This window comes from Ruegeria sp. BC3 (assembly GCF_056539265.1).
This window is the reverse complement of the sequence record NZ_JBQFUP010000009.1, coordinates 13,300-29,070: the sequence shown is the minus strand read 5'-3', so window position 1 is coordinate 29,070 and position 15,771 is coordinate 13,300. Positions and strand designations below refer to the sequence as shown.

20 protein-coding genes are annotated in these 15,771 nt (G+C 58.4%); all 20 read right to left on the bottom strand.

Annotated elements, in window-relative coordinates:
• Positions 1-2: 2 nt before the first annotated feature.
• Positions 3-674 carry an HAD-IA family hydrolase gene (locus tag ACR0MV_RS19235; RefSeq protein WP_480703306.1) on the bottom strand — a complete coding sequence of 224 codons (672 nt, stop codon included), beginning with the start codon at positions 672-674 and terminating at the stop codon, positions 3-5.
• Positions 671-1,714 carry an RluA family pseudouridine synthase gene (locus ACR0MV_RS19230; RefSeq protein ID WP_480703305.1) on the bottom strand — a complete coding sequence of 348 codons (1,044 nt, stop codon included), beginning with the start codon at positions 1,712-1,714 and terminating at the stop codon, positions 671-673. Before ACR0MV_RS19230 ends, ACR0MV_RS19235 begins: the two co-directional genes overlap by 4 nt.
• 107 nt (positions 1,715-1,821) lie before the next feature.
• Positions 1,822-2,628 (bottom strand): crotonase/enoyl-CoA hydratase family protein, encoded by an 807-nt coding sequence (locus tag ACR0MV_RS19225; protein ID WP_480703304.1) that lies wholly within the window; start codon positions 2,626-2,628, stop codon positions 1,822-1,824.
• Between the two features lie 76 nt (positions 2,629-2,704).
• Complete coding sequence (locus ACR0MV_RS19220) at positions 2,705-4,015, bottom strand: replication-associated recombination protein A (RefSeq protein WP_480703302.1); 1,311 nt, start codon at positions 4,013-4,015, stop codon at positions 2,705-2,707.
• A 4-nt stretch (positions 4,016-4,019) separates the two neighbouring features.
• Complete coding sequence (locus ACR0MV_RS19215; protein WP_480703301.1) at positions 4,020-5,405, bottom strand: trypsin-like peptidase domain-containing protein; 1,386 nt, start codon at positions 5,403-5,405, stop codon at positions 4,020-4,022.
• A gap of 65 nt (positions 5,406-5,470) precedes the next feature.
• A complete protein-coding gene (locus ACR0MV_RS19210; RefSeq protein ID WP_480703299.1) occupies positions 5,471-6,526 on the bottom strand; it encodes a TauD/TfdA family dioxygenase in 1,056 nt (351 codons plus the stop codon).
• Between the two features lie 154 nt (positions 6,527-6,680).
• The gene (rplQ, locus tag ACR0MV_RS19205) at positions 6,681-7,103 is read right to left on the bottom strand and encodes a 50S ribosomal protein L17 (protein ID WP_170356670.1); all 423 of its coding nucleotides are present in this window, start codon (positions 7,101-7,103) and stop codon (positions 6,681-6,683) included.
• Positions 7,104-7,221: 118 nt separating this feature from the next.
• The gene (locus tag ACR0MV_RS19200) at positions 7,222-8,238 is read right to left on the bottom strand and encodes a DNA-directed RNA polymerase subunit alpha (RefSeq protein WP_113791474.1); all 1,017 of its coding nucleotides are present in this window, start codon (positions 8,236-8,238) and stop codon (positions 7,222-7,224) included.
• Positions 8,239-8,352: 114 nt separating this feature from the next.
• Entirely contained in the window at positions 8,353-8,742 is a 390-nt protein-coding gene (rpsK, locus tag ACR0MV_RS19195; RefSeq protein ID WP_008757289.1) for a 30S ribosomal protein S11, read from the bottom strand.
• Positions 8,743-8,757: 15 nt separating this feature from the next.
• A complete protein-coding gene (gene rpsM, locus ACR0MV_RS19190; RefSeq protein ID WP_170332212.1) occupies positions 8,758-9,126 on the bottom strand; it encodes a 30S ribosomal protein S13 in 369 nt (122 codons plus the stop codon).
• Positions 9,127-9,337: 211 nt separating this feature from the next.
• Complete coding sequence (locus ACR0MV_RS19185) at positions 9,338-9,985, bottom strand: adenylate kinase (RefSeq protein WP_170429298.1); 648 nt, start codon at positions 9,983-9,985, stop codon at positions 9,338-9,340.
• Positions 9,982-11,346: a preprotein translocase subunit SecY gene (gene secY, locus ACR0MV_RS19180; protein WP_170429295.1), complete on the bottom strand. Its 1,365-nt coding sequence runs from the start codon at positions 11,344-11,346 to the stop codon at positions 9,982-9,984. The genes ACR0MV_RS19185 and secY overlap by 4 nt, the downstream gene beginning before the upstream one ends.
• A gap of 109 nt (positions 11,347-11,455) precedes the next feature.
• Positions 11,456-11,929, bottom strand: a complete 474-nt coding sequence (gene rplO, locus ACR0MV_RS19175; protein WP_170429292.1) for a 50S ribosomal protein L15 — start codon at positions 11,927-11,929, stop codon at positions 11,456-11,458.
• 144 nt (positions 11,930-12,073) lie between these two features.
• Positions 12,074-12,937, bottom strand: a complete 864-nt coding sequence (locus ACR0MV_RS19170) for a hypothetical protein (protein ID WP_170429289.1) — start codon at positions 12,935-12,937, stop codon at positions 12,074-12,076.
• Between the two features lie 168 nt (positions 12,938-13,105).
• Positions 13,106-13,321 carry a DUF1127 domain-containing protein gene (locus tag ACR0MV_RS19165; protein WP_170429286.1) on the bottom strand — a complete coding sequence of 72 codons (216 nt, stop codon included), beginning with the start codon at positions 13,319-13,321 and terminating at the stop codon, positions 13,106-13,108.
• Between the two features lie 170 nt (positions 13,322-13,491).
• Positions 13,492-13,713, bottom strand: a complete 222-nt coding sequence (locus ACR0MV_RS19160) for a hypothetical protein (protein ID WP_480703297.1) — start codon at positions 13,711-13,713, stop codon at positions 13,492-13,494.
• Between the two features lie 268 nt (positions 13,714-13,981).
• The gene (gene rpmD / locus ACR0MV_RS19155; RefSeq protein ID WP_050605831.1) at positions 13,982-14,170 is read right to left on the bottom strand and encodes a 50S ribosomal protein L30; all 189 of its coding nucleotides are present in this window, start codon (positions 14,168-14,170) and stop codon (positions 13,982-13,984) included.
• Between the two features lie 12 nt (positions 14,171-14,182).
• Positions 14,183-14,749 (bottom strand): 30S ribosomal protein S5, encoded by a 567-nt coding sequence (rpsE, locus tag ACR0MV_RS19150; protein ID WP_170328768.1) that lies wholly within the window; start codon positions 14,747-14,749, stop codon positions 14,183-14,185.
• Positions 14,750-14,865: 116 nt separating this feature from the next.
• Entirely contained in the window at positions 14,866-15,225 is a 360-nt protein-coding gene (rplR, locus tag ACR0MV_RS19145) for a 50S ribosomal protein L18 (protein ID WP_039523386.1), read from the bottom strand.
• An 11-nt stretch (positions 15,226-15,236) separates the two neighbouring features.
• Positions 15,237-15,770, bottom strand: coding sequence for a 50S ribosomal protein L6 (gene rplF / locus ACR0MV_RS19140; RefSeq protein ID WP_155148689.1), 534 nt, complete (start codon positions 15,768-15,770; stop codon positions 15,237-15,239).
• Position 15,771 lies beyond the last annotated feature (1 nt).

Below are 15,771 nucleotides of genomic sequence, written 5' to 3'. Positions count from 1 at the left end.
TTTCAGGTCCAGATGTGATCCAATGCGCGCGGCAGTTGGTCAAAGGTTTCAATAATGCAGGCCGCTCCGTTCAATGCGGATCGATCGTGATAGCCCCAGGCCACGCCGATGCCCGCCACCTCGGCCGCCTGCGCCATATCCATATCAAACCGGGTATCCCCGATCATGACCGTGTCCGAAGCTTCAACTCCGGTCTCGGATCGGGCCGTGTCAATCATCGACGGGTGCGGTTTCGAGGGGTGGTGATCTGCGACTTGCCGAGTCACGAAGTAACGTTCCAGCGCATGGGCCTCGATCAGCGCGTCCAGCCCGCGTTGCGATTTCCCGGTCGCCACGCCCAGCAGAATTTCGGGCACGGCGTGTAACGCTTCGATCACGTCGCGTGCGCCGGGATAAAGCGGCGAGCTTGCCGCGCCCATCTTCAACCGGTTGGCATGATAGGCCTGTTTGTAACCGTCAACCAAACTGTGCTGCACGCTGTTGGATTGGTCGGACGCCAGCTGCGCCATGGCGTTTGGCAGCGACAAGCCCACAATGGACAGGATCGTCTGCCGGTCAGGCACAGGCAAGGACAGTGCCTGAAAACTGGCGGTCATCGCAGCAACGATACTGCCCTGGCTGTCGACCAGGGTGCCGTCCACATCGAACAGCACCAAACGCAAGGGTGCGCTCATTGCAGTTCCTCGAACGGGTCTTCGGCAGCCAGGTCTTCGGTCCAGCCAAACGTATCCCAGCTGTGTTTCATATGGTCGGGCAACGGTGCTGTGACGGTGATGGTCTTGCGTGTTTCCGGGTGTTGGAACGTCGCCTGCCGCGCGTGCAGGTGCAGTTTCTTGCTGATAATCCCGCCCAACTGTGCACCCCAGCCATCGCCAAGGTTTTCCTGCCCCGAGCCGCCATATTTGCCATCGCCGATGATCGGATGTCCAATCGCTGCCATATGCGCGCGCAGTTGGTGCGTCCGACCCGTGATCGGCTCCATCGCCACCCAGGCGGCCCGTCCCGCCACTCGATACAGCGTCGCATACAGCGTATGGGCCCGTTTCGCGCCGGGGTTGTCGTTGATTTCGTTCAGGTGAACGGCGACCATCTTCTCGCCTTCGCCATGCTTGCCATGGCCCGCAGCCTTGACGAGCCCGGTCTTGATCTCGCCCAGATACGGGGTCGGCACGCCTGCCACCAAGGCCCAGTATATCTTGCGCGTGTCGCGGTGACGAAACGCTGCTGTCAGGCCTTTTGCGGCCTCGCGCGTACGTGCCAGCAGCAGAACGCCCGATGTATCCTTGTCCAAGCGGTGCACAAGGCGGGGGTTCTCATCATAGCCAAACCGCAGCGCCTCGGACAGGCTGTCTACGTGGCGGGTCTGGCCGCTGCCGCCCTGCACGGGCAGGCCGTGAGGCTTGTTCAGCGCCAGCACATGATCGTCGCGATAGATCACGCAGGACTGGATCATCTTGGCGTCAGCATCCGATACACGCCGCTTGACCTCGGCCGGTTTGTGGTCGACGTCGGGCAAAGGTGGCACGCGCACGACCTGCCCGACCTCAAGCCGGGTCGAAGCTTTGACCCGCCCGCCTTCGACGCGCAGTTCACCCTTGCGGCACATCTTTTCGATCCGGCCCTGGCTGACATGCGGGAACAGGCGGCGCAACCAACGGTCCAATCGTTGGTCGCCGTCACCTTCTGCTACGGTGATCATCTGTACGCCGCTCATGCCGATACCCTTTGCGTCGCGCGGATCGTCCGCGCGATAAACCTGTCTGTAAGTGCCTTAGAAAACATGCGCGTCTGTGGCGTGCCAAGGGCAAAGAGTCAAGCCGATCAGATGTTCGAGAAGTCCCCGTGCCGCCCTGCACCATCCCGAAACCGGCCAGCACCCGCCGTACCTTCGCGACGGATGGCTTCAAGCCCGTTGGCCCATTCAACCTTCAACGCGTCGCGCACCGGCATTCCGCGCGTTTCGATGATCGAACGACGGTCGGCGCGCACAGCGGCTTGGGGAAAACGGGCGATCTCGTGCGCCATGGCCTCGGCCGCGGCTCGCGCTTCTCCATTGGGAACGACCTTTTCGGCCAGCCCGATACGATAGCATTCCTCGGCTTCGACTTTGCGACCGGTCAACGCGATCTCCAGCGCTTTGCCTTGCCCGACCAGACGTGGAAGGCGCACGGTGCCGCCATCCATCAGGGTAACACCCCAGCGGCGGCAATAGACACCCTGATAGGCCGTCTCGGCCATCACCCGGATATCGCACCACAAAGCGAGCTCCATCCCTCCTGCCACTGCCGCACCCTCAATCGCCCCGATGACCGGTTTGGACAGTTCCAACCGCGATGGCCCCATCGGGCCAAGCGTGGAAGGGGCCGAGCCAATGGGAAATGCGTGTTTTTCGTAGTAGGGTTCGCCCAGTTCCGGGTCAGACAAGGTCGAAGCCATTTTCAGATCCCACCCGGCGCAGAAATTGCCACCTTTTCCCCAGAACACGGCAGCCTTGGCCGGGCCGTGTTCAAATTCCAGAAAGGCGTCTGTCAGCGCCTTGGCGTGGTCGCTGTCCACGGCGTTCCGCGCCTCTGGCCTGTCGTGAATGATGGTCCAGACGCCATCCGTCTTGTCGATTGATACGGTCATGAGCTTCCTCCCTCGACTCCCATGACCCGAGGGAAACCCGCTTTTTTCGTTCTGTCGCCTGTGACGTTGCGGCGTGTTAGCCGTTCCGCTGCGCGCGCAGCTTGGCGAAGTAGTCCAACCGCTTTTTCAACTCACGTTCAAAACCGCGTTCGACCGGCTGATACAGCTCTGGGCGCTCCATGCCATCGGGGAAGTAGTTCTGGCCGGAAAACCCATCCTCGGCGTCGTGGTCATAGGCATAGCCCGCACCATAACCCTGATCCTTCATCAATGAGGTCGGTGCGTTCAGGATATGCTTGGGCGGCGGCTCGCTGCCTGACTGTTTGGCCAAACGCATTGCCGCCTTATAGCCCACATATGCCCCGTTCGATTTCGGTGCCAAGGCCAGGTAAACCAGCGCCTGCGCCAACGCCAGCTCGCCTTCTGGGCTGCCAAGCCGTTCGTAGGTCTGCCATGACTGCAGGCAAATCGCCTGCGCCTGCGGATCGGCCAGACCAATGTCTTCGACCGCCATCCGCGTGATCCGACGCGCCAGATAGCGCGGGTCTTCGCCGCCCGTCAGCATCCGCGCGAACCAATAAAGCGCCGCGTCCGGGTCCGATCCTCGTACCGATTTATGCAGGGCCGAGATCAGGTTGTAATGCTCGTCCCCGGACTTGTCGTACTTCGCCGCCCGGCGCATCAGTCGGGTCGAAAGCGCATTGGGATCCAGCGGCACATCAATCTTCCACGCCGCAACCTGTTCGATCAGGTTCAAAAGTGCCCGGCCATCTCCATCGGCCATTTCCTGCAATGCCTCGCGCGCAGGCCCCGTCAACGGCAGCGCGCGGTCCAGTTCCTTCTCGGCGCGTTGGGTCAGGCGTTCGAGATCGGCCAGGCTGAGCCGTTCCAGTACCAGAACCTGCGCTCGGCTGAGCACAGCAGCGTTCAGCTCAAACGACGGGTTCTCGGTCGTGGCCCCGACCAGCAGGATCGTCCCGTCCTCCATATGCGGCAGGAACCCGTCCTGCTGGGCTTTGTTGAAACGGTGGATCTCATCCACGAACAACAGCGTGCCCTGCCCGTTCTGCCGACGGATTTTTGCGGCCTCAAAAACCTTTTTCAGATCAGGGACGCCTGTGAAAATCGCGCTGATCTGGACGAAGTGCAGATCGGTTTCTTGCGCCAGCAGCCGCGCGATCGTCGTCTTTCCGACACCCGGAGGCCCCCAGAAAATCAAGCTCGACAAACTGCCCGAGGCCAGCATAACCCCCAACGGCGCGTCCGGGCCCAGAACCTGTTCTTGTCCGATCACCTCGGCCAGCGACTGCGGCCGCAACCTGTCGGCCAGCGGGCGATGCGGGTTTGACGCGGGCTCGGCCGCTTGGGTATCGAACAGGTCGCTCACGAGGTTACAGCCGGAACCGCAGGGATATGAGCTGCCCACCCCGCAACACATCCAGATTCACCCGTCGACCGGGATCTGTCAGCGCGTCCACGACGTCGCTGGGATGGCTCATCGCGGTGCCGTTGATACTCTGCACCACGTCACCGGCCCGCAGCCCGGAACGTCCTCCGTAACGGCTTGCATCCACCACAACCACGCCGGTTTGCGAAAGCAACAAACCCATCTGCGTGATGATCGCCGGATTGATCCGAGAGACCTTAAGCCCGGGCATCACGGTGCCGTCGTCCAGCACGGTCTCATCCGCCGAAGGCGTTTCCGGGGCTTTGATCAAAGCCACCTCAACCTCGGCTCGATCTTCGCCCCGCAACCGGGTCAGGAGCGACGTGCCACCGACCCCCGCCACTGACATGCGGAACTTCATCTCGGCGGGCGAGTTCACTTCGTCCCCATCCACATGGGTCACAACATCGCCCACGCGCAAACCGGCCTCAGCCAATGGGCTCAGGTCATGTATGTCGGAAATCACAACGCCCATGGGGATGGCCAGCCCGAGCGATTCCGCGATGTCGGCGCTCATGTGCTGACCAGCGACACCGGCCCAGGGACTTACAAAACTGTCGTTCCCGGCCTTGGCCTGACGCAGGAACTCAGCCACCAGATTCGCCGGAATTGCAAACCCGATGCCGTTGGACCCACCCGAGCGCGTCAGGATCGAGGTGTTGATCCCGATCAGATCACCATTCACGTCGATCAGCGCACCGCCTGAGTTGCCCGGATTGATCGCGGCATCGGTCTGAATGAAATAACCCCGTGCATTCCCTGTCGCCGTGCCAGTCCGTGCCAGGCCGGAGATAATGCCGGACGACACAGTCTGGCCCACCCCAAACGGGTTACCGATGGCAAGGGCCAACTCCCCCACCTGAACCTGATCCGAGTCTCTAAAGCTCAAATGGGGAAGGTCCTGCGCCTCTTCCAAACGCAAAATCGCGACATCGCTTTCTTTGTCGCCCAATACGACTTGAGCAGAAAACTCGCGGCGATCCGTGGTCACAACCCGGATTTCCGTCGCCGTACCGACCACGTGATAGTTGGAAACCACATAGCCATCCGCCGTTAGAATGACGCCCGATCCCAGCGAGTTCTGCACCCGTTGGCGCGGTTCGGAAAAGCCTCGGCCAAAGAAATCCTCAAAAAACGGATCCGAGAAAAACGGATTGGAACGGCCCTGCCGTACGATCTTGGCATAGATATTGACCACCGCAGGGGCCGCCTGTTTCACCACCGGGGCAAATCCCAGGCTAATCTCGGCCTGTGATGTCGGCACTTTGGTTTCGGCTTGCGCCGATACGGCCAGCGTTGCCAGCAGCAAAGAGCAAAGAACTTTCCGCATGATCCATCCGTCGAATAATCGCACACCGGATATGCGTCTACGTGGGCCGTAATGCAAGCATCCGGTCAATCTAACGGGGCGTGCAGGCGGGTTCCTTGCGTGATGATGCCGCCACGTTGGCCGACCTCGATCGTGCCATAACGCTGCTTGAAAACTTCGGGCAATTCACGGTCCCCTTCGGGCGACAGCCACAGCCGCAGCAGATGACGCCGCTGAGCAGGATTCGGCCAGTCCACGAACCCGGTGCGATCGTGCAATTGCGCGTGATTATAGACGAACTGCATATCGCCGGGCTGCAACCGCATGGTCAGGTACAAATCCGGATCATTGGCCAAAGCATCGAAACGGTCCAGGGCTTCGACATGCGCGGGCGTCAACCGCATGGCGTCAGAGAACCGCTGCGCACTGTCGATGTACTGCCGCTGGTAAAACACCGTCAGTTTGCCATCATGCCAACTGAACGGCGGGATCGTCATGAATGGCTCCATCCCCTCAGGGATTTCCCCACGCCTGTCGGTTGCGATGGGATCGAACAGCAGTTCCAGCAACTCCGGACACTCGGACCGCATACGATTATAGATCGTTTCGGCGCTGACCAGCAGTGAGTCGCCCCCTTCTTTGGCCTCACGCAGGCACAAAAGGCCGACGATGTCGGCACTGTCGGTGTGGAATGTCTGACGCTCATGGGTCTGGTAAATGCGTGTGTTCGGGTCGTTGGCGTCGGCGCCGATATCCCGAACGTGGCCAAGAATGTGACCTTGGGCGTTTTGCGACCGGGCCGTGCCCAGATGCGCACCGACCCCGCAGAAGATCGTGGCCGCCATTTCTTGTGTGTACCCTTGCACTGGCAAGCCGCGGATTACCTCGAACCCGATTCCGTTTATCAGCTTGTCGCGCAACTCGGCCAGATGCTGGTCGAACCGTTTCAGTGGAAAATCGACCTTGGTGATCTCACCAATATCCTGCCTAAGGCTCAGGTAGTGACGTGCTGCCTGCTCAAGGTCTGCGATGTCTTCGGGGGTCAGGTCGACGATCCAGTCATCCTTCCGTTCCCGCATGTCTTGCCCGGTCCAGACAGATGGGCCCGTCAGTTCGTTGGGAATTTCTGCAAGGATTGTCATTTTTCGCCCTCCACATGCACCATACAACGTGATGTGTTTGCGTTGGGGTTTCTTCCACAGAAATTCCCGAAAATACGCTGATTGCGACATGCGCGGGCACAAAAAAACCCCCGCGCCCGAGACGCAGGGGTTTAGATCAGAAAGCCGGGCTTTCTTATTCTTCGTCTGCTGCCTCTTCGGCGGCAACGCGGGCTTTGTCAGCCGCGCCTTTGGCGTCGACGTCACGATCAACGAATTCGATGATCGCCATCGGAGCCATATCGCCATAGCGGAAGCCAGCTTTCAGGATACGGACATAACCGCCCGGACGCTCGGCGTAGCGGGGGCCCAGAACTTCAAACAGCTTTGCGACGTCTTTGTCTTCTTTCAGCTGTGCTGCGGCCTGACGACGGGCGTGCAGGTCGCCGCGCTTGCCCAGAGTGACCAGCTTTTCGATGATCGGGCGCAGTTCTTTTGCCTTAGGCAAAGTCGTTTTGATTTGCTCATGCTCGATGAGCGAGCCAGCCATATTCGCAAACAGCGCCTTGCGGTGCTCATGAGTACGGTTCAGGCGGCGGTAACCACGTGCGTGACGCATTTTCTAGTTCCTTCTTTCGCGTTTTGCTTTGTCTGGCCGGCGATGCGTGTCACCGGCTCTCCTTGGGGCGGAAGTGCCCATTTGATCCCCGGACGCCCGGGCATTTGGGAAGACGCGTTTAGAACGCGTCTTCGAATTTCTTCGCCAGATCTTCGATGTTGTCAGGCGGCCAGTCCTCGACATCCATGCCGAGGTGCAGACCCATGCCGGACAGCACTTCTTTGATCTCGTTCAGCGACTTGCGGCCGAAGTTCGGGGTGCGCAGCATCTCGGCCTCGGTCTTCTGGATCAGGTCGCCGATGTAAACGATGTTGTCGTTCTTCAGGCAGTTTGCCGAACGGACCGACAGTTCCAGCTCGTCCACTTTCTTCAGCAGCAGCGGGTTGAACTCCAGACCATCGTCTTCGTCCTGGCGGCCAGCGGCTTCCGGCTCGTCGAAGTTGACGAAGATCGACAGCTGGTCCTGCAGGATACGCGCGGCAAAGGCCAGCGCGTCTTCCGGAGTGATCGAACCATCGGTTTCGATCTTCAGGGTCAGCTTGTCATAATCCAGAACCTGGCCTTCACGGGTCGGCTGAACGTCATAGGCAACCTTTTTGACCGGCGAATAGATCGCGTCGATCGGGATCAGGCCGATGGGCGCGTCTTCCGGCTTGTTCTTCTCAGCCGAGACGTAGCCTTTGCCGGTGTTGACGGTCAGTTCCATGAACAGGTCAGCGCCATCGTCCAGGTGGCAGATGACGTGGTCGCGGTTCAGAACCTCGATGCCAGCACTTTCGCTGATGTCGCCTGCGGTGACGACTGCAGGGCCTTTGGCATTGATCGACAGGCGCTTGGGGCCTTCAACTTCCATGCGCAGGGCAACCTGCTTGAGGTTCAGGATGATGTCGGTGACGTCTTCACGAACGCCTGCGACGCTCGAGAATTCGTGCAATACGTTGTCGATCTGAACGCTGGTGATGGCCGCGCCTTGCAGCGAGCTCATCAGAACGCGGCGCAGCGCGTTGCCCAGGGTCAGACCAAAGCCACGCTCCAGCGGTTCAGCAACCAGAGTTGCCTGACGCGCGGGATCGTTGCCCGGCTTGCCTTCCAGCTGGGTCGGCTTGATCAATTCTGCCCAATTCTTATGGATCATGTAATCCCTCCATTCCTGTCCGCGCCCCATGACCAACAAGGTGCAGACGCCCGAGGTTCAAAATGACGTGCTGGGGCCGTGCAAAAACACAGCCCCAGCTCAATTCAAAATCGCTTAGACGCGGCGACGCTTCGGCGGGCGGCAGCCGTTGTGAGCGATCGGAGTCACGTCGCGGATCGACGTGATGTTGAAGCCCACTGCAGCCAGCGCGCGCAGAGCCGATTCACGACCCGAACCGGGGCCCTGAACTTCGACTTCCAGCGTCTTGACGCCATGTTCCTGCGCCTTTTTGCCGGCATCTTCTGCAGCCATCTGAGCGGCGTAGGGAGTCGATTTCCGCGATCCCTTGAAGCCCATGGTACCGGCAGACGACCACGAAATGGCATTGCCCTGTACGTCCGAGATCAGGATCTTGGTGTTGTTGAAGGTCGAGTTCACATGGGCAACGCCCGATGCGATGTTCTTACGCTCTTTGCGCTTAACGCGAGTCTTATCACGTGCCATCAGTCAGACCCTCCCTTATTTCTTCTTACCAGCGATGGCCTTTGCGGGGCCTTTGCGGGTACGAGCATTGGTGTGGGTACGCTGACCGCGAACCGGCAGGTTGCGGCGGTGACGCAGACCGCGATAGCAGCCCAGGTCCATCAGGCGCTTGACATTCATCTGAACTTCACGACGCAGGTCACCTTCAACGGTGAAGTTTTCGTCGATGTATTCGCGGATCTTCAGTACTTCGGCGTCGGACAGTTCGTTGACGCGACGGGTCGCTTCAATGCCAACGGCTTCACAGATCGCTTTGGCCGAGGTGTTACCGATACCGGTGATATATGTGAGGGCGATAGGTACCCGCTTTGCAGTCGGGATGTTTACGCCGGCAATACGTGCCACGTGTCACTTTCCTTTTCGTTGCGGTTCCGTAGCTCCAGAACCTTTTTTCACAACGCCTAACCGTGGCAGTGCCGCCAGAGGGTTCAGCATTATTCGAGGTGGTCGGGGCAGTTGGGACGAATCCCGCCTGCGGTCTTGATTCCCTAAGGGGATGGGGGTCGATATGGGCTTTTTAGCCGGACGTCAAGCCCATATCATTTCAGGCAAAACGTCAGCCGTTCAGTACGTCGGCAATCGCGCCCTGAACCTCTTCGATTTCACCCAAGCCGTTGATCTTGGTGAGTTGACCCTTGGCATAGTAATAGCCGATCAGCGGAGAGGTTTTCTTGTAGTATTCCATCAGGCGGGTCTTGAGGCTTTCCTCATTGTCATCCGCCCGGCGCTTGAAGTCGTTTTCCTTGCCGCAGTTGGTACATTTGCCATCGGCCGGGATCGGTTTGGTGATATCGTTGTAGACCTCACCACACCCGCCACAAGTCGACCTTGCAGTGATGCGCTGTACAAGCGCGGCGTCGTCGACTTCCATCTCGATCACGGCATCAAGGCTTTCGCCGGTGCTGACCAACAGCTCACCCAGAGCGTCTGCCTGCGCCAGAGTGCGCGGGAAACCGTCAAAGATGAAACCGCCTGCGGCGCCTGCTTCCAGTTTCTCGCGGATCAGACCGATGACGATTTCGTCGGTGACCAATTCGCCCTTTGCCATCACTTCGGCAACGCGATTGCCCATCTCGGTACCGCTGTCCTTGGCTTCGCGCAGCATATCGCCGGTACTCAGCTGAACCATGCCGCGCGTTTCAACCAAGTGACGCGCTTGCGTTCCCTTACCCGCACCCGGCGGGCCTAACAAAATGATGTTCATCGACGAGCGGGTCCCTTCCTGCCGCGTTTCTTGCTTTTTCCGCGCAACTGGGACTTTTCGATAAGCCCTTCATATTGATGCGCCAGCAAATGGCTCTGGACTTGCTGGATCGTGTCCATGGTCACAGAGACGATAATCAGAACCGATGTACCGCCGAAATAGAACGGAATGGCGAACTGGTTCCGCAGAATTTCAGGCAGCAAGCAGACCGCTGTCAGATAAACGGAGCCAAGAACCAGAACGCGGTTGACCACGTATTCGAGGTACTCGGCGGTCTTTTTGCCTGGGCGAATGCCGGGCACAAAGCCGTTCTGCTTTTTCAGATTGTCCGCAACGTCGTCTGGTTTGAACGATACGTTGAACGTGTAGAAATAGGCGAAGAACACGATCATCGAGGCGAAGAACAGCAGGTACAGAGGCTGTCCGGGGCCAAAGTTGGCCAGCAGCCACGACATGATCGGCCCATTGGTCGCGCCCGACGAGAAGGTCGAGATCGTCACCGGCAGCAACAGCAGCGAGCTTGCAAAGATCGCCGGGATAACCCCCGCCGGGTTTACTTTGACCGGCAGGTGGCTTGAGCCGCCTTCGTATACCTTCATACCGGCCTGACGGCGCGGGTACTGGATGTGGATTTTGCGCAGAGCACGCTCCATAAACACCACAAAGGTGATAACCGCGATGACCATGATAATCACACCGATGATCACTGCTGGGCTGATAGCGCCCGAGCGGCCCGATGCAAAGAACTGCGCCAACGCAGCGGGAACTTCGGCGATGATGCCCACGAAGATGATCAGCGAGATACCGTTGCCGATGCCGCGCGCGGTAATCTGCTCACCCAGCCACATCAGGAACATTGTGCCGCCGACCAGGGTGATCATGGTGGACATGCGGAAGAACATGCCCGGATCGGTCGCCAGATCGCCCGATTCCAGCGAGACGGCCAGACCATAGGCCTGAACAGTGGCCAGTGCCACGGTGCCGAAACGGGTATATTGGTTGATTTTCTTGCGTCCCTGCTCGCCCTCTTTCTTGAGCTGTTCGAGCGCGGGAACCATGGATGTCAACAGCTGCACGATGATCGAGGCCGAAATGTAAGGCATGATGCCGAGGGCAAAGATACCCATCCGCCCCAGCGCCCCGCCGGTGAACATCGAAACCATACCGCCGATGCCCTGCCCCGCTTGCTCCATGAACTCGCGCAGTGCTTGGCCGTCGATGCCCGGAACCGGAATGAAGGTGCCCAGACGATAGACGATCAGCAATGCAAGCGTGAACAGGATGCGGTTGCGCAGATCGGTGGCTTTCCCAAGGGCAGACCAGCTTGTGTTGGCTGCCATTTGTTCTGCTGCTGATACCATAAATCGGTCTCTCTTATGAAAACACCGCCCGGAACCGTTTTCCGGCTCGGGCGGCGTCTTGGAAAACTCTGAGGTCTATGTAAGCGGGTCTTGGCCCGCTCACAAGCGCTTACTCTGCCGCAGCAGCTTTTGTGACCTTAAGTGAGCCGCCCGCTTTCTCGACTGCTTCAACAGCAGATTTCGAGGCACCGGTGACTTCCAGGTTCACTTTTGCGCTGATTTCGCCTTTGGCTAGAACGCGAACACCGTCCAGCTTGCGGCGAACCAGACCGGATGCAACCAGTACATCTTCGGTGATCGCAGCTTTGGCGTCCAGTTTGCCAGCGTCGACGAATTTCTGGATCAGGCCCAGATTGATAACGGCGAATTCCTTGCGGTTCGGCTTATTAAAGCCGCGCTTGGGCAGGCGCTGGTACAGTGGCATCTGGCCGCCTTCGTAGCCATTGATGGCCACACCCGAACGGGATTTCTGGCCTTTGATACCGCGGCCACCCATTTTACCTTTGCCGGAACCTGGGCCACGACCAACGCGGGTGCGTTTCGGGTTGGCGCCAGGATTGTCGCGCAGTTCGTTCAGTTTCATTTCGCTTCTCCTAAGCCGGATGTGACCCCCGAAGCGTGATGGGCCAAACACGGCATTTCTTGGTTTTGATTCTCGTGGCCGCAAAGCCACCGGAGGCGTATAGAACTGTTGAGATAGCTTGGCAAGCCCGGTCGGGGCTTGGCGTCACGCACCTTCTGCCCGAGCAGTCTCCGAGGTCTCGCGGGGGCGTATCGGTGCAGCGAGAGGATCTATTCCATGTTTGGCAATCAACCGACCAATCAGACTGTCTGGGTCGGGCTGACCGCCATATTTGTTCAGTAGGATAGAGCGCATTCGCCGCCCGTAGAAATGGATCGAAACTGTATCGTCTTTCAGAAATCGGCTAGCAGCAACACCAGGTCGGGCCAACGCGCGTCTGCGCGAGTAGCTGAAGGGGTAAAACACGTGCTCGGGCAGTGTATACCTGATCTCGCCGGTCTGGTGCAGAGCCCAGGCAAATGCTTTTGGGCCCCAGACGCCCCAAAACACTTCGGGCACGTTTACAGGGTTGCCGTCAAGCAGCGCCTGCTCTAGCGGCTTGCGATGGCGCGGAGGCAGCCAGGGTGGGATAAAATACGGGTCGTTGGTAACTTCAATCAGTTTCCCCAAAGTTTCGCTATCTTGCGGCAGACCAAGCACACCAATTGCCACCTCGCCTTGAAGATAACCGTAATAGTGCCCGTTCTCCGTTGTGAATGGCTTGATGCAATAGGCATCTGTATCCGCCCAGATCAGATCGCTCTCTTGCGCCAGCATCCGGTATCGAAACTTATCCGAATGCGGTGCGGGACTGCCGGTCTTGCCGTGAGTAATGAACTCGACGTCAGGTAAAACCTCGCGCGCATCCCGATGTTCAACGCCTTCAGGAATGTTTGTCACATTGTCATAGGTGTAAAGACGTACGCTTTGGCCGACATCAAGGTATGACTTAATGCAAAGTTGCTCAAGAAAACTGAGCGGGCCTTCAACCCAAAGCATTCCGATCTGATATTCAGCCAAAATAGTCATCCCTCACTTCGGACAATAACTCTATAGGTCGCCATCGAAGGATTTGACGGATTTTGGAAGAGCCCGCAACCGAAACGCACGTTTTTTCCCGCGCCCTGTGGCATGCGAACCCTTGAAAACAAAAGAGACGCCTTGCGGCGCCTCCGGATCAAAGTACTCTCGTTTCGATTACGAGCAGTACACGTGTTCCCGAGCGATGTCTTTGATGTCGCACCGACGTACACCGATGTCATCCAGTTCGCGATCTGTCAGACCCTGCAGTTCCGAGTAAGTCTGATTGTACTGCGCGCGCAGGGCTTGAGCTTCTTTGAAGCTTGCGACCAGGTTTGCGATACGGGCGCTCAGGTTGAAGCCGCCAAATGTCTGTGTTGCAGTGTGTGCCATGTCTCAGTTCCTTTCGAATGTCGGGGCGTATTCCCCGATGCCACTTGTTTGTTCCTTGGTTGGACAGGCGTGAGATAGGCAGGACCGCTATCGCTAACAACGGAAGATTTGGTCTAGCCGCTATGCGAAAATTGCAAGGGCTTGTGCGAAACACAAAAAGGTCTGATGGCCTAGTTTCTGATTTGGCCGACGTAACGGCCTTTACCCTCGTTCACCAGAACCAGTTTTCCATCGTTCACAACATAGAGATCAAACCGAGGCTTGGCATAGCCGATGCACCGCATTCCATTGTCATAAAACTTGTAGGACCCAGCGCTCCAGGTTTGTCCATTGGCCTTGTAGGAATACGATCCATCCGCAGTGTAGGTTTCAACTTCGTTTCCGGGGTACACAACTTTGCGACCAGCAAGATTTTTCTGAAGCTATGCCGCATTCACCTTCTGGTCCCCGTCCGAAAAGAAGCTCTTGGACAATTTAGGAGCCTTAGCAGGGCACGCGGCCTGAGCTGTGAAACCGACAAACACGCCGCAAAGCGCAGAAATCAAAGTCTTCATGATAAACATCCATAAAAAAACGGACCCAAAGGTACTCCGATCTATCCCAAAAAGCAAAAAGGCCCCCGAAACGGAGGCCTTTTCTAAGTCTTCGAAGGGGTCGCGATTAGCCGCGCTCTTCGACGATCTCTACCAGATGCGGGATCTTGCGGATCATGCCGCGGACCGAAGGAGTGTCCTCCAGTTCACGGGTTTTGTGCATCTTGTTTAGGCCCAGGCCGATCAGGGTTGCGCGCTGTTCGGCGGGGCGGCGGATCGGAGAACCGATCTGCTTGACGACGATGGTTTTTGCCATGGGTCGCTCTCCTTACGCTTCGGCTTCAGCAGCCGGTGCTTCGTCCCGCTTGGGCAGGATGTCGGCAACTTTTTTACCACGACGTGCGGCAACCGAACGCGGGCTCTGCTCTTTTTGCAGGCCGTTGATGGTGGCGCGGATCATGTTGTACGGGTTCTGCGAGCCCAGCGACTTAGACACAACGTCCTTAACGCCCAGCATTTCGAACACAGCACGCATCGGACCACCGGCGATGATACCAGTACCTTCAGGTGCAGTGCGCATAACCACTTTACCAGCGCCGTGACGACCCTCGATGTCGTGGTGCAGGGTCCGACCTTCGCGCAGTTGCACGCGGATCATCTGACGCTTGGCTTGCTCAGTCGCCTTACGGATGGCTTCAGGTACTTCTTTCGCTTTACCTTTGCCAAAGCCGACGCGGCCTTTCTGATCGCCGACAACCACCAGAGCGGCGAAGCCAAAGCGCTTACCACCTTTTACGGTTTTCGACACGCGGTTGATTGCGACCAGGCGGTCTGCAAATTCCGGTGCTTCTTCACGGTCGCGGCCACGGCCCCGACGGTTTTCACGTTCTGCCATTTGGCATCCCTTTTCTCATGTGGCGCTTACGGCGCCGTTTAGTTCAATCCAAGTGAGCCCCGACTGACGTCAGGGCTCCCGGATCATCGGGGCGGACCGAAACCCGCCCGCAAGTCTTAGATCTTCAGACCACCTTCACGCGCGGCGTCGGCAACTGCCTTCACCTTGCCGTGGAACAGGAAGCCACCACGATCGAAATAGGCCTCTTCGACGCCTGCCTTCTTGGCACGCTCGGCGATAGCTGCGCCCACTTTGGTGGCCGCTTCGACGTTGTTCTTGCCAACAACACCCAAGTCTTTTTCCAGGGTCGAGGCAGAAGCCAGGGTCACGCCACGAACGTCGTCGATCAGCTGAACGCTGATGTTCTTGTTCGAACGGTGAACCGACAGGCGTACACGGCCGGCGTTGACTTTGCGAAGTTTGTTCCGAACGCGCAGGCGGCGCTTCAGAAACAGGGTTCTTTTGCTGTTTGCCATTGTTTGCGTCCTTACTTCTTCTTGCCTTCCTTGCGGAAGATGAACTCGCCCTTATAGCGGATGCCCTTGCCTTTGTACGGCTCGGGACGGCGCCACTCGCGGATTTTGGCCGCGGTTTCGCCCACCAGCTGCTGGTCGATACCTTCCACAACGATCTCAGTCTGCTTCGGCGCGGTGATGGTGACACCTTCCGGGGCAGTGAAATCAACATCGTGGCTGTAGCCCAGGTTCAGCTTCAGGGTGTTGCCCTGCATCTGAGCCCGGTAACCAACACCCTGGATCTCCAGCTCTTTTTTGAAGCCTTGGGTCACACCGGTTACCAGGTTGGCAACCATGGTGCGGCTCATGCCCCACTGCTGGCGGGCACGCTTGGACATGCCACGGGGGTCGATCTTGACCACGTTGTCTTCGACCGACAGCGTTACGTCATCGGTTGCGGTGAAGCTGCGGGTGCCTTTCGGACCTTTCACTTCGATGGTCTGGCCGGACACAGAGGCGGTAACGCCGCTGGGCAGCTCGACCGGTTTTTTACCAATACGAGACATT

What these genes read in the sequence shown, in the direction of transcription:
- rplQ (WP_170356670.1), bottom strand. Translation starts at nt 7,103, where the DNA reads ATGCGTCACGCACGTGGTTACCGCCGCCTGAACCGTACTCATGAGCAC.
- ACR0MV_RS19165 (WP_170429286.1), bottom strand. Translation starts at nt 13,321, where the DNA reads ATGGCACACACTGCAACACAGACATTTGGCGGCTTCAACCTGAGCGCC.
- rpmD (WP_050605831.1), bottom strand. Translation starts at nt 14,170, where the DNA reads ATGGCAAAAACCATCGTCGTCAAGCAGATCGGTTCTCCGATCCGCCGC.
- ACR0MV_RS19210 (WP_480703299.1), bottom strand. Translation starts at nt 6,526, where the DNA reads ATGACAATCCTTGCAGAAATTCCCAACGAACTGACGGGCCCATCTGTC.
- ACR0MV_RS19200 (WP_113791474.1), bottom strand. Translation starts at nt 8,238, where the DNA reads ATGATCCATAAGAATTGGGCAGAATTGATCAAGCCGACCCAGCTGGAA.
- ACR0MV_RS19215 (WP_480703301.1), bottom strand. Translation starts at nt 5,405, where the DNA reads ATGCGGAAAGTTCTTTGCTCTTTGCTGCTGGCAACGCTGGCCGTATCG.
- ACR0MV_RS19185 (WP_170429298.1), bottom strand. Translation starts at nt 9,985, where the DNA reads ATGAACATCATTTTGTTAGGCCCGCCGGGTGCGGGTAAGGGAACGCAA.
- ACR0MV_RS19230 (WP_480703305.1), bottom strand. Translation starts at nt 1,714, where the DNA reads ATGAGCGGCGTACAGATGATCACCGTAGCAGAAGGTGACGGCGACCAA.
- rplF (WP_155148689.1), bottom strand. Translation starts at nt 15,770, where the DNA reads ATGTCTCGTATTGGTAAAAAACCGGTCGAGCTGCCCAGCGGCGTTACC.
- ACR0MV_RS19235 (WP_480703306.1), bottom strand. Translation starts at nt 674, where the DNA reads ATGAGCGCACCCTTGCGTTTGGTGCTGTTCGATGTGGACGGCACCCTG.
- secY (WP_170429295.1), bottom strand. Translation starts at nt 11,346, where the DNA reads ATGGTATCAGCAGCAGAACAAATGGCAGCCAACACAAGCTGGTCTGCC.
- ACR0MV_RS19170 (WP_170429289.1), bottom strand. Translation starts at nt 12,937, where the DNA reads ATGACTATTTTGGCTGAATATCAGATCGGAATGCTTTGGGTTGAAGGC.
- rplO (WP_170429292.1), bottom strand. Translation starts at nt 11,929, where the DNA reads ATGAAACTGAACGAACTGCGCGACAATCCTGGCGCCAACCCGAAACGC.
- rplR (WP_039523386.1), bottom strand. Translation starts at nt 15,225, where the DNA reads ATGGCAAACAGCAAAAGAACCCTGTTTCTGAAGCGCCGCCTGCGCGTT.
- rpsK (WP_008757289.1), bottom strand. Translation starts at nt 8,742, where the DNA reads ATGGCACGTGATAAGACTCGCGTTAAGCGCAAAGAGCGTAAGAACATC.
- ACR0MV_RS19225 (WP_480703304.1), bottom strand. Translation starts at nt 2,628, where the DNA reads ATGACCGTATCAATCGACAAGACGGATGGCGTCTGGACCATCATTCAC.
- rpsE (WP_170328768.1), bottom strand. Translation starts at nt 14,749, where the DNA reads ATGGCAGAACGTGAAAACCGTCGGGGCCGTGGCCGCGACCGTGAAGAA.